Annotated in this window: 15 protein-coding genes; 11 read left to right on the forward strand and 4 right to left on the reverse strand. The window is 62.4% G+C overall.

What is annotated here, in order from left to right:
• Positions 1-168 precede the first annotated feature (168 nt).
• Both cckA and D3242_RS24320 read left to right on the forward strand, forming a co-directional pair.
• The gene (gene cckA / locus D3242_RS24315) at positions 169-2745 is read left to right on the forward strand and encodes a cell cycle histidine kinase CckA (protein ID WP_019858318.1); all 2577 of its coding nucleotides are present in this window, start codon (positions 169-171) and stop codon (positions 2743-2745) included.
• Between the two features lie 90 nt (positions 2746-2835).
• Complete coding sequence (locus D3242_RS24320; RefSeq protein ID WP_064985661.1) at positions 2836-3546, forward strand: purine-nucleoside phosphorylase; 711 nt, start codon at positions 2836-2838, stop codon at positions 3544-3546.
• On the opposite strand, the gene D3242_RS24325 is transcribed toward D3242_RS24320, so the two are convergent.
• Positions 3543-3848: a ribbon-helix-helix domain-containing protein gene (locus tag D3242_RS24325; protein ID WP_038646966.1), complete on the reverse strand. Its 306-nt coding sequence runs from the start codon at positions 3846-3848 to the stop codon at positions 3543-3545. The genes D3242_RS24320 and D3242_RS24325 overlap by 4 nt on opposite strands.
• Before the next feature lie 253 nt (positions 3849-4101).
• On the opposite strand from D3242_RS24325, the gene D3242_RS24330 reads away from it, so the two are divergent.
• From D3242_RS24330 to D3242_RS24340, 3 genes are all read left to right on the forward strand, one after another.
• A complete protein-coding gene (locus D3242_RS24330; RefSeq protein WP_064985659.1) occupies positions 4102-4497 on the forward strand; it encodes a VOC family protein in 396 nt (131 codons plus the stop codon).
• 78 nt (positions 4498-4575) lie between these two features.
• Entirely contained in the window at positions 4576-5106 is a 531-nt protein-coding gene (locus D3242_RS24335) for a twin-arginine translocation pathway signal (protein ID WP_019858314.1), read from the forward strand.
• 48 nt (positions 5107-5154) lie between these two features.
• Positions 5155-6726 carry a GMC family oxidoreductase gene (locus D3242_RS24340; RefSeq protein ID WP_064985657.1) on the forward strand — a complete coding sequence of 524 codons (1572 nt, stop codon included), beginning with the start codon at positions 5155-5157 and terminating at the stop codon, positions 6724-6726.
• Between the two features lie 61 nt (positions 6727-6787).
• Here the strand turns inward: D3242_RS24340 and D3242_RS24345 are convergent, their stop codons facing one another.
• Positions 6788-7186, reverse strand: coding sequence for a hypothetical protein (locus tag D3242_RS24345; protein ID WP_064985654.1), 399 nt, complete (start codon positions 7184-7186; stop codon positions 6788-6790).
• 311 nt (positions 7187-7497) lie between these two features.
• On the opposite strand from D3242_RS24345, the gene urtA reads away from it, so the two are divergent.
• The 6 genes from urtA (at position 7498) to D3242_RS24375 (ending at position 13729) form a co-directional block, all read left to right on the forward strand.
• Positions 7498-8808, forward strand: coding sequence for an urea ABC transporter substrate-binding protein (gene urtA, locus D3242_RS24350; RefSeq protein ID WP_019858310.1), 1311 nt, complete (start codon positions 7498-7500; stop codon positions 8806-8808).
• A gap of 115 nt (positions 8809-8923) precedes the next feature.
• The gene (gene urtB / locus D3242_RS24355; protein ID WP_064985651.1) at positions 8924-10537 is read left to right on the forward strand and encodes an urea ABC transporter permease subunit UrtB; all 1614 of its coding nucleotides are present in this window, start codon (positions 8924-8926) and stop codon (positions 10535-10537) included.
• Positions 10534-11769, forward strand: coding sequence for an urea ABC transporter permease subunit UrtC (gene urtC, locus D3242_RS24360; RefSeq protein ID WP_064985649.1), 1236 nt, complete (start codon positions 10534-10536; stop codon positions 11767-11769). The genes urtB and urtC overlap by 4 nt, the downstream gene beginning before the upstream one ends.
• 5 nt (positions 11770-11774) lie before the next feature.
• Positions 11775-12521, forward strand: a complete 747-nt coding sequence (urtD, locus tag D3242_RS24365) for an urea ABC transporter ATP-binding protein UrtD (RefSeq protein WP_019858307.1) — start codon at positions 11775-11777, stop codon at positions 12519-12521.
• Between the two features lie 69 nt (positions 12522-12590).
• Complete coding sequence (gene urtE, locus D3242_RS24370) at positions 12591-13286, forward strand: urea ABC transporter ATP-binding subunit UrtE (RefSeq protein ID WP_013895283.1); 696 nt, start codon at positions 12591-12593, stop codon at positions 13284-13286.
• A 266-nt stretch (positions 13287-13552) separates the two neighbouring features.
• On the forward strand, positions 13553-13729 hold the full coding sequence (locus D3242_RS24375; protein ID WP_019858306.1) for a hypothetical protein: 177 nt from the start codon (positions 13553-13555) through the stop codon (positions 13727-13729).
• Positions 13730-13874: 145 nt separating this feature from the next.
• Here D3242_RS24375 and D3242_RS24380 read toward each other — a convergent pair whose 3' ends face one another.
• Both D3242_RS24380 and D3242_RS24385 read right to left on the reverse strand, forming a co-directional pair.
• Positions 13875-15023 carry a GGDEF domain-containing protein gene (locus tag D3242_RS24380; protein WP_064985749.1) on the reverse strand — a complete coding sequence of 383 codons (1149 nt, stop codon included), beginning with the start codon at positions 15021-15023 and terminating at the stop codon, positions 13875-13877.
• A 183-nt stretch (positions 15024-15206) separates the two neighbouring features.
• The gene (locus D3242_RS24385; RefSeq protein ID WP_064985647.1) at positions 15207-16013 is read right to left on the reverse strand and encodes a DUF72 domain-containing protein; all 807 of its coding nucleotides are present in this window, start codon (positions 16011-16013) and stop codon (positions 15207-15209) included.
• Positions 16014-16027: the final 14 nt, after the last annotated feature.

Here is a 16027-nt window from a genome sequence, read left to right on the forward strand (position 1 = left end):
GGAGAATGTGATTCAACCGGCTAAAGCGGGTCGCGCTGAAGCGGATTCACGCGAGGCGCTCTAGGGCCTTGTTTTCGTGCATGTCGTTTTCCCAAAACCGAAGTCACTTTTGGGCGACATGCATTAGGGGCGGGTGTCGGAACGTCGGACTTCACGAGCAGGGGGCATATGGCCAAGGAAGCGCGCGGCGATTTCTATCCGGTACCGATCGTCGACCAGAACACGCGACCGGGTGCGGTCACCCGGCTCATCATCTTCATCGTCGTTCTGACGGGGGCCGCGATCGTCTTCGGTCTGTTCCGCGAGCGCCTAGGCGATCCCTTCCTGCTCGGCATGCTGGGCGTGCTCGCGATGATCGGCGTCGGCTTTCTGTTCGCGACCGCGATCGGCTTCGTACAAGTCACGCCGCGCTCGACTGGCGATGAACTGTCCAAGGCTTTCGTCGATTCGATGGCGCAGGGCCTGCTGGTGACGGACACTAAGGGCCGCGTCGTCTACGCCAACCGTGCCTATGCCGACATGACCGGAGCGTCCTCGGCCGCCGACCTCAAGACGGTCGAAGGGCTCCTTTCGGATGTTCCCGAGGCCTCGGTGACGATTTACCGGCTGGCCTCCGGCCTGCGTGACGGGCAGCCGGGCGACGGCGAGTTTCGGCTGGCGCAGTCGATCCGGCCGGGAGCCGAAGCGGGCGCCCGCTGGTACCGGGCGCGCGCCCGGACCTTCAACGTTCCGGGCCAGCGCCTGCCGATGCTGGCCTGGCAACTCGCCGACATTTCGCAGGAGCGGGCCGAGCAGGAGCGTTTCTTCCTCGACCTGCAGAAGGCCATCGATCACCTCGACCACGCCCCGGCCGGCTTCTTTTCCGCCGACCAGGACGGTCGCGTCACCTACATTAACGCCACGCTCGCGGAATGGCTGGGCATCGATCTTGCCAGTTTCACGCCCGGCGCCGTCACCTTGCCGGATATCGTTGCCGGCGACGGCATGGCTTTGGTGCGCTCGGTCAAGGCCGACCCCGGCACGACGCGCAACGCGGTCATCGATCTTGATTTGACGACGATGACGGGAGAGGCGCTGCCGGTGCGCTTCATGCATCGCGTTTCGGCCAGCCGCGAAGGCATCGGCGGTCCGACGCGCACGATCGTGCTCAACCGCACGCAAGGCGAGGATGCCTCGGCCGATCTGCGCGCCTCGGAAGTGCGCTTCACCCGCTTCTTCAATTCGACGCCGATGGCGATCGCGGGTGTCGATGCCAGCGGGCGCATCCTGCGCACCAACGCACCCTTCCTGTCGCTGTTTTCCTCGGTCGTCGACCGGGATGCCGTGGACCGCCGCGTGCGGCTCGATACGGTGATCCATGAGCGCGAGCGGCCGGCCTTTGCCGCGGCATTCGAGAAGGCCCGGCAGCGGCAGGCCGACATCGAGCCGATCGACACCGTGCTGCCCGGCAACGAGGAGCGGCATATCCGTTTCTACGTCAATGCCGTCGCCGACGGCACCGGCGGCGAGGGCGCAGAGGAATCGGCCATCGTCTACGCCGTCGAGACGACCGAGCAGAAGGCGCTCGAAGGGCAGATGGCACAAAGCCAAAAGATGCAGGCGGTCGGGCAACTCGCGGGCGGCATCGCCCACGACTTCAACAATGTGCTGACCGCCATCATCATGGCGTCGGACCTGCTTTTGACCAATCACCGGCCGTCGGACCCGTCCTTCCCCGACATCATGAATATCAAGCAGAACGCCAATCGGGCGGCTTCACTGGTCAGGCAGTTGCTGGCCTTCTCGCGCAAGCAGACGCTGCGGCCGGAAGTGCTGAACCTCACCGACGTGCTCGCCGATCTCAGGATGCTGCTTGCCCGCCTGGTCGGCAACGACATCAAGCTGAAGATCGACCACGGCCGGGACCTGTGGCCGGTCAGGGTCGATATCGGCCAGTTCGAGCAGGTGGTGGTCAATCTGGCGGTCAATGCGCGCGACGCGATGCCCGCTGGCGGCGATCTCACCGTGCGCACCCGCAACGTCACCGCCGAGGAGTGCAAGATCTTCTCCTATCGCGAACTCGCCGCGGCCGACTATGTCGTGGTCGAGGTCGAAGACACCGGCAGCGGCATCGCGCCGGACGTGCTGAAGAAGATCTTCGAACCGTTCTTCACCACCAAGGAGGTCGGCAAGGGCACCGGCCTTGGCCTGTCCATGGTCTACGGCATCATCAAGCAGACAGGCGGCTTTATTTTCTGCGATTCCGAGGTCGGCAAGGGATCGACCTTCCGCATCTTCCTGCCGCGCCACATCGCGGAAGCGAAGAAGGCGGCCGAACTCGGGGAAACCCCGAGTGCCACGCCGGTCAAGCCGGTCGACAGCACCAAGGACCTGTCGGGGTCGGCCACGGTGCTGCTGGTCGAGGACGAGGATGCCGTGCGCATGGGCGGCATGCGTGCGCTGACCTCTCGGGGCTATACGGTGCATGAGGCATCCTCGGGCGTCGAGGCGCTGGAAGTGTTCGAAGCCCTGGGCGGCAAGGTCGACATCGTCGTTTCGGACGTGGTCATGCCGGAAATGGACGGGCCGACCCTGCTTGGCGAGTTGCGCAAGCGCCAGCCGGATATCAAGTTCGTGTTCGTGTCCGGCTATGCCGAGGACGCCTTCGCCAGGAACTTGCCGGCCGACGCGCATTTCGGCTTCCTGCCGAAGCCGTTCTCGCTCAAGCAACTGGCGACGATCGTCAAGGATATGCTGGAGTCCTAATTTAGCTTTCTCCAGTGGTCTGCCTTGCACAACGCCCCGACAGCGCCATGATTGCGGGCGAGAGGGTAGGCGGGCTTGGGGGAGCAGCGATTGACGCCACACATAGAGGCAGGCAAGGGCGACTACGCCGAAACGGTGCTGTTGCCGGGTGACCCGCAGCGCGCCGAATGGATGGCGAAGACATTTCTCGAAGCGCCACGCTGCGTCAATCGCAGGCGGGGTGCTCTCGGCTTTACCGGCCTTTATCGCGGCCGGCCCATCAGCATTCAGGCAACGGGTATCGGGGTTTCGTCGTTCCTGATCTATACCCACGAATTGCTCGACTATTATGGCATCCGAACATTGATCCGCACCGGGACCTGCGGTGGCCTGAGCGCCGAGGTAAAGCTGCGCAGCCTGGTGATCTCGCAATCGGCACGGCCGGAAAACAAGGAGAGTGGCCAGGTCTTTGGCCTTTATGACGCTGACGCCGGTCCGGATCCGGCGTTGCTCGCCCGCGCATTGGCCAAGGCAGCCGAACTCGGCATTGACCACCATGCCGGCCTGACAGTCTGCACCGACATATTCTACCATCCTGAAACGCACGCTCGATATGCCGAGGCAAGGGCACTCGGAGCGCTGGCCGTGGACATGGAAACCAGCGCGCTCTACCGCATCGCGACGCATTTCGGCGCGAGGGCGTTGTCGCTGTTGACCGTTGTCGACAATCTGGTTACCGGCGAAGAGGCCGACTATTCCGAGCGCCAGGCGCTTTTCACCGATATGAGCCGGCTGGCGCTCGAAATCGCTGGGGGGCGCTAGGCAGCTTCCTGCTTCAACGCCATTCGCTCGTCCACGCTGGGCCGATGGCCGCGCAGATAGAGCGCGCAGGTGGTGCGAAGCATGGATGCGAAATTGGGTATCTCGCCGTTGATCTCGATGGCTTCGTCATACAGCTTCGAGATGAATTTCGGCGTCGTCAGGTCCTGGCTGTCGGCGATTTCGTCCAGCAAGGTCCAGAACGTTGCCTCGAGCTGGATGCTGGTCGAATGTCCATCAATGCGGATCGACCGGTTGATCTGGCGATAGCCTTCCGGATCCTGTGCGGCAAACACTCTGCACATTGGTACCTCCCGTTATTGTTGGTCTTGGGCGTCGACGGAGCCATCGGCGCCTTTTGAACACTGCCTGCGATTTCATCTTCGACCGGACCGTCGATAACGGCAATCAGACTTTCGTCCTTAAGGCGATGGCCTCCCTGGAATCTTGGGCGACACTAGCCATTTTCAAGCCGCATGCGTGGTAATCGGCTGCCACCACCTTTTTTCGCCGGCGCGCATAATCGGCTTCGAAAGTACGAACGCTGCGGGGTCTGATTTGGCGAAGGCAATCCACACCATGATCCGGGTTATCGACGAGGCCCGGTCCATCGACTTCTACACCAGGGCGTTCGGGCTGGAGGTTGCCCAGCGGCTGGATTTCGAGACCTTCACGCTGATCTATCTCAGCAATACCGATACGCCTTTCGAAGTTGAGCTGACCGTCAACAAGGGGCGGCAGGAGCCTTATGCGCTTGGCGACGGCTATGGCCACCTGGCCGTCTCTGTCGCCGATCTCGACAGCGAACATGACCGGCTCGGTGCGCTCGGCTTCAATCCGAAGAAGATCGTCGAGTTCAACCGCGACGGGTCGCTCATCGCACGCTTTTTCTTCATCGAGGACCCCGACGGCTACAAGATCGAGGTCCTGCAGCGAGGGGGGCGCTTCCAATAGGGGACAACCCGCCGCGTGCACCGGCGCGGCGCCAGCAACGGCACCCGAAGGGTGCAAACAGCAAGCAGGGAGGAAACTATGGTCACGATCTATGACGGAAAGCCTGGACTTTCACGTCGTGAGCTTCTCAAACGCGGCAGCATCGGCGCGTTGCTCGTCATCTCCGGCAGCGCGGTCATCAGCCCGGAACAGGCCTGGGGGCTTGAAACCTCGGCGCTGAAGCCCGAGACGATGGCGACACTGATCCAAGTGGCGCGCGACATCTATCCGCACGACCAGGTGCCGGACAAATATTACGCTATCGCCGTCAAAGGCCATGACGAGACAGCCGCCAAGGATCCTGCCCACAAGGAGCTGATCGAGAAGGGCATCGCCGATCTCGACAGCAAGGCTGGCAAGGGTGGTTATCGCGGGCTCGGCTGGGAAGAGCAGCGTGTGGCGCTGCTCACCGAGATCGAGAAGACGCCTTTCTTCCAGGCGGTGCGCGGTGGTCTCGTCGTCAGTCTCTACAACCAGAAAGAGGTGTGGCCGATCTTCGGCTACGAGGGCGAGTCCTACTCCAAGGGCGGCTACATCGCGCGCGGTTTCAACGACATCGAGTGGCTCTGAGCCGCTCTGTCCGTAACCGCTTTTTGACCGATCTCATGGGAGGAAACCGTGGCAGCACAATTTGATCTCAAGAATGACGGCGTGGTCGTCATCATCGGCTCGGGCGCCGGCGGCGGCACGCTCGGCAACGAACTGGCGCAGAAGGGCATCGATGTCGTCATCCTCGAGGCGGGCGCCCGCCACGAATATGAGGACTTCATCAATGACGAGTGGGAATCGTTCGCCCAGCTCGCCTGGAAGGACAAGCGCACCACATCCGGCGACTGGCGTGTGGCGAAGGATTTCCCGAACCTGCCGGCCTGGATCGTCAAATCGGTCGGCGGCTCAACCACGCACTGGGCCGGCGCGTCGCTGCGCTTCCAGGAGCATGAGTTCAAGACGCTGTCGACTTACGGCAAGCAGGCCGGCGCCAATCTTTTGGACTGGCCGATTTCGCTGGCCGAGATGGAGCCTTATTACGCCAAGGCGGAAGCCAAGATGGGCGTGACCGGCACCAATGACTGGCCGCGGCTGCCGGGCAACAACAATTTCAAGGTGTTGAAGGCCGGCGCCGACAAGCTCGGCTACAAGGAATGCCATACCGGCAACATGGCGATCAACTCGGTCGAACGCGACGACCGCAACTCCTGCCAGCAGACCGGCTTCTGCTTCCAGGGCTGCAAATGGGGCGCCAAATGGTCGACCCTCTATACCGAAATCCCCAAGGGCGAAGCGACAGGCCACCTCGAAGTGCGGCCGAACGCCATGGTGATCAAGATCAACCATGATGCCAAGGGAAAGGTGACCGGCGTCGTCTATGCCGACAAGGACGGCAAGTTGCAGGAGCAGAAGGCCCGTATCGTCGCGGTGGCCGGCAATTCGATCGAAAGCCCGCGCCTGCTGCTCAATTCGCAATCAAGCAAATTTCCGCATGGGCTCGCGAATTCATCAGGGCAGGTGGGCAAGAACTACATGCGCCACACCACCGGATCGGTCTATGCCGTCTTCGACAAACCGGTGCACATGTATCGCGGCACCACCATGGCCGGCATCATCCGCGACGAGGCGCGGCATGATCCGTCACGTGGCTTCGTCGGCGGCTACGAGTTCGAGACGCTGTCGCTTGGATTGCCGTTCATGGCGGCTTTCCTCAACCCTGGCGGCTGGGGGCGCTCCTTCACTACCGCGCTCGATCACTATGACAATATGGCCGGCCTGTGGATCGTCGGCGAGGACATGCCGCGCGAGGAGAACCGCATCACGCTGCATGCCGATGAGAAGGACGAACACGGCATGCCGATCGCCGACGTGCATTTCGACGATCACCCGAACGACACGGCGATGCGCAACCATGCCTATAAGCAGGCTTCAGCGCTTTACGATGCGGTTGGTGCGACGCGCACCTTCCCGACGCCGCCCTATCCCTCGACCCACAATCTGGGCACCAACCGGATGAGCGAGAAGGCGGAGCATGGCGTCGTCAACAAGCATGGCCAGACGCACGACATCAAGAACCTGTTCGTGTCGGACGGCAGCCAGTTCACGACGGGTGCCGCCGAAAACCCGACCTTGACCATCGTGTCGCTGGCGATCCGCCAAGCCGACTACATCGCCGCCCAGATGTCGGCGAGAAGCATCTAGTCCACCTCCCGACTGCCTGCTGGCGCGGGACCCGACAGGGTTCCGCGCCTTTTTTGGGCGTTCAGCCCCTTGTGCAGGTCGAGGCGGTGAAGGCTCCGTCGGGCTGCTTCATGATGATATCGAAGGAGGGTGGGTTCTGGCCGTCCAGTGTCGCCTGGGTCATCGACAGCGAGTTGCCGCCGGCGGTGTAGCCGCCGAGCGGTCCCAGCCAGGTGATCTCGCCGGTTGCGTTCATCTGATAGTTGTAGGCGAGCTGGGCGGTTCCGAAGGTTACAGGGCCTGTATAGACGTTCCCCTTGATGGTGATGTCGCCGAGGTCGAGGAACATGCCGAGCAGGTAGACTTCGCAGTGATAGGTGCCGTCAGGCATCTTGCCGTCGCTGAAGTCGGCCTGTGCGGCGCCGGTCGCTGCCGCCAGAAGCGCGGTGCCGATAAAAATGCGTGAAATCAGGGATGCCATGACGTCGCTCGGTTGAGCAGGGAGCTTGCCCTATTCTTGTGCTGGGCCGCAACATTTGTCGCCCCGCCCACGCGCAGAGGCCAAAATCTAGGCATTTGGTGAAATTGGGCAAAATTTGGGCAGATGCTGTGTGCGCTGCGCAAATTTCCCTCAACCAATTCTTAACCGGCTCTCTTATGTTTGTTCAATCTAATATAATAGTCGTCTGATAATGTTGGTCTATTTGCCGTTTTTCAGCGCCCCGTCAGCGGTTGGCATGGGGGTTGCATTGTATCGTTGCGGTGCAATCAACCAGCTTGGGAGTCTTCCGTATGAGGGGTAATTTCTCGACAATAACAAAAATGTTTTCGGCGAGCGTGGTTGCCGCCGGTCTGTTGATGTCGGCTCCCGCCAGGGCGGCCGACGATACGATCAAGGTCGGCATTCTCCATTCGCTGTCGGGGACGATGGCGATTTCGGAGACGACGCTGAAGGACGCCATGCTGATGCTCATCGATGAGCAGAACGCCAAGGGCGGCCTGCTCGGCAAGAAGCTTGAAGCCGTCGTCGTCGATCCGGCTTCCAACTGGCCGCTGTTCGCCGAAAAGGCGCGCGAGCTGATTTCGAAGGATAAGGTCGCGGCGGTGTTCGGCTGCTGGACCTCGGTGTCGCGCAAATCGGTGCTGCCGGTGTTCTCCGAGCTCGACAACATCCTGTTCTATCCCGTCCAGTATGAGGGCGAGGAGAGCGAGCGCAACGTGTTCTACACGGGCGCCGCGCCCAACCAGCAGGCCATTCCGGCGGTCGACTATCTGATGAGCGAGGATGGCGGCTCGGTGAAGCGCTGGGTGCTGGAAGGCACCGACTACGTCTATCCGCGCACCACCAACAAGATCCTCGAAGCCTATCTGAAGGCCAAGGGCGTCGCGGCCGAAGACATCATGGTCAACTACACGCCGTTTGGTTTTTCCGACTGGCAGACCGAAGTCTCGGCGATCAAGAAGTTCGGTTCGGCCGGCAAGAAGACCGCCGTCGTCTCGACCGTCAACGGCGACGCCAACGTGCCGTTCTACAAGGAACTCGGCAACCAGGGCATCAAGGCCGAGGATATCCCGGTCATGGCCTTCTCGGTCGGCGAGGAAGAGCTGGCCGGTCTCGACACCGCACCGCTGGTCGGCCATCTCGCCGCGTGGAACTACTTCGAGAGCGTCGACACACCCGAAAACAAGAAGTTCATCGCCGACTGGCACAAGTTCATCAAGAACGACAAACGCACCACTAACGACCCGATGGAAGCCCACTATATCGGCTTCAACATGTGGGTGAAGGCGGTGGAGAAGGCCGGCACCACCGATCCCGACAAGGTCATCGACGCCATGATTGGCGTTTCGGTGCCGAACCTGACGGGCGGCTATTCGACGATGATGCCGAACCATCACATCACGAAGCCGGTGCTGATCGGCGAAATCCAGGCCGACGGCCAGTTCGAGACGGTTTCGCGCACGCCGGGCCTGGTGATGGGCGACGAATGGTCCGACTACCTGCCGGACTCCAAGGATTTGATCTCCGATTGGCGCAAGCCTCTGTCGTGCGGCAACTTCAACGTTGCCACCGGCAAGTGCGGCGGCAAGGGAACGAACTGATCCTCCCCGGGCTGACTAGTCAGACCCGGGCTGACCTAGTCGGACCGCGCGCGTCCGGACGGTTTCCTCCACCGTCCGGACGCCCAATTCAACCTCCAAGGGTTAACATAAGCCGATGACGTTGATCCGCACGGGCCTGACACTGCTGTTCCTGCTGGCGACGCTGTCGTCTTCGGGCGCGGCGGAAGCCGACCTGCGTGGCATCATCGCCAAATTCGCGACGGCCAAGGGCTTTTCGGAGATCGGAGCTGTCGTCCATGAACTGGCGGCCGCCGGTGATCCCCTGGTCGAACGGCCGCTTTCTGCGCTCGCCGACGGCAACCTCTATATCCGCAAGGCCGATTCCGTGGTCTTCGTCGGCAAGGAAGCCGGCGAAAGCGTCCAGCTTTCCGATCCGCTGAGCGGCGAGGCATCCGGCGAGGCGGCCAAGGACGACATCACCAAGATTAAGGTCAACAACACGCTGCGCCGCGTCATCCGCGACGCGCTGGGCACGCTGACGCTCGGCGCCAAGGACCCGACTGTCCGCATCGCCGCCGCCGACACCATGTTCAAAACGCCCGACGCGGCCAATATCGAACCGCTCGACGCGGCGATCGCCAAGGAGACGGTTGCCAGCGTCAAGGCTCTGCTGGAGCAGGCCCGCGCTGCCTCGATCCTTGTCTCGGACCGGCCTGAAGCCGACAAGCTGGCAGCCATCGCGCTGATCGGCGCGCGCGGCGACCGTGACGCGGTTTCGCTGCTCACCTCGGTCGAGGCCAACGCCTCGGGAGCGGTGAAGGAAGCCGCGACAGCCGCGATCGCCAACATCAATTCGACATTGGCGCTTTGGGATGCCGGGCAGAACATCTGGTACGGCATTTCGCTGGGCTCGGTGCTGCTGCTCGCGGCGATCGGGCTTGCCATCACCTTCGGCGTCATGGGCGTCATCAACATGGCGCATGGCGAGATGGTGATGCTCGGCGCCTACACCACCTTCGTCGTCCAGCAGGTGATCCGCACATCCTTTCCCGGCCTGTTCGACTGGTCGCTGGTGATCGCGCTGCCGCTGGCCTTTCTGGTCGCCGCCCTCGTCGGCCTCGCCATCGAACGCGGCGTCATCCGCTTCCTCTACGGACGGCCGCTGGAGACGCTGCTGGCGACCTGGGGCGTGTCGCTGATCCTGCAGCAGGCGGTGCGCTCGATCTTCGGGCCTACCAACCAGGAGGTCGGCAACCCCTCCTGGATGTCGGGTTCGTTCGATATCGGCCAGCTGGCCATTACCTGGAACCGGCTGTGGATCTTGGTCTTCGCGCTCACCGTCTTCGGCGTCCTGCTCTATGTGATGAAGCGCACGCCCTGGGGCCTGCAGATGCGCGCCGTCACCGCCAACCGCCGCATGGCTGCCTCGATGGGCATCAGGACGCCGTGGGTCGATGCGCTGACCTTCGCGCTCGGATCCGGCATTGCCGGCATCGCCGGTGTCGCGCTCAGCCAAATCGACAATGTCTCGCCCAATCTCGGCCGCGGCTACATCATCGACAGCTTCATGGTCGTCGTCTTCGGCGGCGTCGGCAATCTCTGGGGCACGCTGGTCGGTGCGTTTTCGCTTGGCATCGTCAACAAGTTCCTCGAGCCTTACGCTGGCGCGGTGCTTGGCAAGATCGTCGTGCTGGTGCTGATCATCCTGTTCATCCAGAAGCGCCCGCGCGGGCTGTTCGCGCTCAAGGGCAGGGCGGTGGAAGCATGATCACGGGACGCTTCTTCGCCGCCGGCGCCGACCGCCGCATCGCCATCACCATCTTCATCCTGTTGGCCGCGGCGATTGTCGTGCCGCTGCTCAACCTTGCGGTATCGCCAACCAGCGCCCTCTACGTCCCGGCCTATATCGTGGCGCTGACCGGCAAATATCTCTGCTATGCGCTGCTGGCGCTCTCCCTCGACCTGGTCTGGGGCTATTGCGGCATACTTTCGCTCGGCCACGGCGCCTTCTTCGCGCTCGGCGGCTATGCGATGGGCATGTATCTGATGCGCCAGATCGGCTCGCGCGGTGTCTATGGCAACCCGATCCTGCCCGATTTCATGGTGTTCCTGAACTACAAGGAATTGCCGTGGTTCTGGCATGGCTTCGACCATTTCTGGTTTGCGGCGATCATGGTGCTGGCGGTGCCCGGCCTGCTCGCCTTCGTCTTCGGCTGGTTCGCCTTCCGCAGCCGCGTCACCGGCGTCTATCTCTCCATCATCACCCAGGCGATGACCTATGCGCTGCTGCTGGCCTTCTTCCGCAACGATATGGGTTTCGGCGGCAATAACGGCCTGACAGATTTTAAGGACATTCTGGGCTTCAACGTTCAGGCCGACGCAACGCGTTCGGCGCTGTTCGCCGCCAGCGCGGTGATGCTGGCGCTCGCCGTGTTCATCACCTGGGCGATCGTCGGCTCCAAATACGGTAAGCTCCTGATGGCGGTGCGTGACGCCGAAAGCCGCACGCGCTTCCTCGGCTGGCGGGCGGAGAATGTGAAACTGTTCGCCTTCACCGTCTCGGCCGTCATGGCCGGCATTGCCGGCGCGCTTTACGTGCCGCAGGTCGGCATCATCAATCCCGGTGAGTTCGAACCGTCCAATTCGATCGAGGTGGTGATCTGGGCCGCCGTCGGCGGGCGCGGCACCATCGTCGGGCCGATCATCGGCGCGCTGCTGGTCAATGCCGGCAAATCCTGGTTCACCGGCGTGCTGCCGGAATTGTGGCTGTTTGCGCTCGGCGGCCTGTTCGTCGCCGTCACCTTGCTCTTGCCGAAGGGCATCATCGGCATGTGGGACAGCTGGCGCGGCAATGCGAAGGCGCTGCGGGCGGCCTCCGTCGCTGAAGAGGCCGGCACCAAGGTCGTAGTGGCGTCCGCGACCTCGAGGCCCGCTCGCTCGCCGGCGAGGAATCCGGGCGAGTGGTCCTTGTCCGACCCTGAACCGCAGGCGGCGGAGTAGCGACCATGAGCAAGTCGAACACCATCCTCTATCTCGACGGCGTCTCGGTCTCCTTCGACGGTTTTCGCGCCATCAACAATCTGTCGCTGGTGCTCGACAAGGGCGAGATGCGCGCCATCATCGGCCCCAACGGCGCCGGCAAGACGACGATGATGGACATCGTCACCGGCAAGACGCGGCCCGACGAGGGCGAAGTGTTCTTCGACGGCCAGGTGGATCTCACCAGGCATGACGAGGCCGAGATCGCCATGATGGGCATCGGCCGCAAATTCCAGAAGCCGACGGTCTTCGAAAGCCATACGATCGAGGACAATCTCATGCTGGCGCTGAAGGGGCCGCGTTCGATCTTCCCGGCGCTGTTCCACCGTCGCTCTGCGGCCGAGGCGCGGCAGATCGACGACATTCTCGGCGTCATCCGGCTGGGCGACAAGCGCCACGAGCTGGCCGCCAATCTCAGTCACGGCCAGAAACAGTGGCTGGAGATCGGCATGCTTCTGGCGCAGGACCCGAAATTGCTTTTGGTCGACGAGCCGGTCGCGGGCATGACCGATGCGGAAACCGAAGAGACCGCGCGGCTGCTCAAGGACATTGCGCGCGACCATTCGGTCATCGTCGTCGAGCACGACATGCATTTCGTGCGCGAACTCGGCGTCAAGGTCACCTGCCTGCACGAAGGCTCGGTGCTGTCGGAAGGCACGCTCGATTTCGTCTCAGCCGACGAACGTGTCGTCGAAGTCTATCTGGGGAGATGAGCATGATCTGGCGGGTGCAATTTCATCGCTTCGATCTGTCGTTTCTCCGGTTCTGGAGAAGGCGCTGACATGCTCGAAGTTTCCAACGCCACGCTCCACTACGGCGCCGCCCAGGCGCTGCGCGGCGTTTCGCTGAAGGCGGGCGCCGGCAAGATCACTTGTGTGCTCGGCCGCAACGGCGTCGGCAAGACCAGTTTGATGAGATCGATCGTCGGCCACCACCGGCTGACGAGCGGAAGCGTTGCCTTCGAGGGGAAGGCGCTCGACCGGAGCGCGGCGTATGACCGCGCCCGGTCGGGCATCGCATTCGTGCCGCAGGGCAGGGAGATCTTTCCCCTGCTCACGGTGCGCGAAAACCTGGAATCCGGCTTTGCGCCATTGAAGCGTGCCGACCGCAACGTGCCGGCGCATGTCTTCGAGCTGTTTCCGGTGCTGAAGCAGATGCTTGGCCGCCGCGGCGGCGACCTTTCGGGCGGTCAGCAGCAGCAGCTCGCCATCGGCAGGGCGCTGGTGATGCGGCCGAAGCTGCTGGTGCTGGATGAGCCCACCGAAGGCATCCAGCCGTCGATCATCAAGGACATCGGCCGCGCCATCCGCTATTTGCGCGACCAGGCTGGTATCGCGGTGCTGCTGGTCGAACAATATCTCGACTTCTGCCGCGAGCTTGCCGACGAGGTCAACATCATGGACCGGGGCCAGATCGTCCATACTGGCCCGGCGGAAGATCTAGACCGGGCTGATGTACGAAAGTTCCTTACCGTCTAGAATCGGTGCTGGACTTCAGCTGACGATCCAAAGTCCTTGGCAAGTCCAATATTCTTTCATCCAGCGATCCGCATCTCTGGCGCGCCAGAGGCGGCATGCTAGTCTTTTGTTGGCTTTGTGAGTCGGCCGCTTCCGTATCAGTCTGGTTATCGCAGATCGAGGGCGCGGCGAAGGCCGGCAAGTTCCACGCAAGCAAGGCTTCCTAGCTTCCCTCCTGCGATCTTTGTCGTTCAAACGCGTTTGGGCACACAGGCTAAGGGACAGCCATGGAACGTTTCGTCGAGGACTACCAGAAGCGGCGGCTTACCGAACGGGTCGACATCATCGCGGCCATCAACATTTTGAGGTCACAGGGCTGCGAATACGACGACCTGATCGAGGAGATCACCAAGGTGTTCTACGTCGACCTCGATACTTTCAATGAAATCGTGATGGCGGCCTAAAGCGCGTCGCGTCTGAATGGATTCCTGCGACGCGCTTTAGGTCCTTGATTTCATGCATGTCGTTCTACCGGGGCCACTTTTGGGCGACATGCATTGGAGCCGCTTTCGCCCATCCAATGGTCACAGCTCGGCATGATACGCGCGGTCAGCTCGCGCGCCGGAACGGAGAGGCGGTGACGCGGTTGCGACCGCCGCGCTTGGCGTCGTAGAGCGCCTTGTCGGCGGCACTGAGCACCTTGTCGAAGCTGAGCCCCTCTTTGCTGCCGAATGCAAAACCGGCGCTGACCGTGCACGTCAGTGAGCCGGTTTCGGTTTCTATCAGGCGTGTCGCGAAGGCGGTCCGGATGCGCTCTGCCGCGTCCTCGACCGCTTCCGGCAAGGTGCGCTTCAATACCAGCGCGAATTCCTCGCCGCCCATGCGCGCGGCAACGTCGGTCTGGCGCAGATTACCGGCGAGTTCGCTCGCAAACACCTTCAGCACCTCGTCGCCCGCCGCGTGGCCGAACTCGTCGTTGATGGTTTTGAAATTGTCGAGATCGAAGACGACCACGGCGGTGAAGGCGCCGACCGGGAGATGGCCATGCATGTCGAACAGCGCGCGCCGGTTGAGCAGGCCGGTCAAGGGATCGGTGAGCGCGTTGCGGCGGTGATGCCTCGCCAGACGCCCCTGGTTGAGCGCAAGTGACAGGGCGCCAATACCCGTCATACTGGCGATGACGACAATGAGGCTCAGTTCCTCGGCCCAGTTGCTTGGTGCATGGCCGAGCACCAGCTTGCCGTCCCATGCCAGGACCGCCGCGCACAGCATGAAGGAAACGGCAGTGGCCGAGTAGAGCGCGGTGATGCCGACCGTCAGGGCAGGGGCTTCGTCGCGGCCGCGCCAGTATTCGAATGCCGTCGCGAACAGGAGCAAGGCGGCGAACAGGTTCTCGAACATGAAGCCAAGGCCATCATAGCCCAGAGCCATGGGAGGCAGCGTCACTGCCAGTGAAACACAGCCCAACAGTGCTCGCGGCAGCGGCGAGCCGCCGGTTCTGAACTGGTAGGCCGCACCCAGCATGGTCGAGAAACCGAGCAGCAAAAGGGCAAGGGTGGCGATGCCGAGCAAGCGCCCGGGCATGTCGATATAGGCGTCATAGACAAAGATATCGCCGACCACGAACACCAGGCTGATCGCCCATGTCAGCAGGAACCGCTCCGTGCGGGCGGTCAGCCACATGCCGAACAACGTCAGGCTCAGGCAAGCGGCGGAGAAACCGACGGCCAGCAGAAGTGAAGTGTAGTCGAGCGACATGCCCCTCTTTCCCTGCCGGCGGCGGCTCAAGCTGTGCGGCTTGGCGTCGCCGCATTCATGCAGCAAGGAAGTGTCGATATGGTTACGATCGTGGCGAAGATGCCCAGGAATAGGCGCTTTGCTACGCGCAAAACGCATAGATGATGCGCTTACAGCATGTAGCCGAACAACAACGGATGCTTGTCAGCCGGCTACCCGCTTCATCAGCGCCATCGCCCCGAACGGTGCGCGCGCCTTGCCTTCGGTGATGAAGTAGACGAACACATCGCGCGGCTGCACAGGCGCGTCGGTGGCGGGATCGGCGCGCCGCAAATCGGCCGGCTGCTCGCCTTCCGCCCATGTCTTTGCCCGCACCGCCCATTCGTCGAGGCCCTTCGGCGTGTAGCAATCGGGATTGTCGTCCGAGCCGGTCTGCAGCCGTGCGTAGACGAAGTCGCCGGTGATGTCGGCGATATCAGGATATTTGGCATGGTCGGCATAGACGATCGCCGCCTTGTATTTGCGGGCAAGCGCCGCGAATTCCGGCACGATGAAACTGTCGTTGCGCACTTCCAGCGCGTGACGCAGTGCGACACCATCCTGTTTCTCCGGCAGCAGTTTCAAAAAGGCTTCGAAATCGTCCGGATCGAACTTTTTCGTCGGCGCGAACTGCCACAGGATCGGGCCGAGCTTGTCGCCGAGCGCGGCAACGCCGGAACCGAGGAAGCGCATCATCGATTCCCCGGCTTCGCCCAGCACGCGACGGTTGGTGACGAAGCGGTTGCCCTTCAGCGAATAGACGAAACCGTCCGGCGCCTCGCTTGCCCATTTGACGAAGGTCGGCTCCTTGAAGCTGGAGTAGTAGGTGCCGTTGACCTCGATGCTCGGCACCTGCCGGCTGGCGTAGTGCAGTTGCTTGGCCTTCGACAATTTGTCCGGATAGAAGGACGTGTCCCAGGGCTCGAAGGTCCAGCCGCCCATGCCGGAGCGGATTGTTCCCGATTTGCTCATTATCGTCCTCCCGA

This window comes from Mesorhizobium jarvisii (assembly GCF_003601985.1).
In the GTDB taxonomy this organism is placed as follows: domain Bacteria; phylum Pseudomonadota; class Alphaproteobacteria; order Rhizobiales; family Rhizobiaceae; genus Mesorhizobium; species Mesorhizobium jarvisii.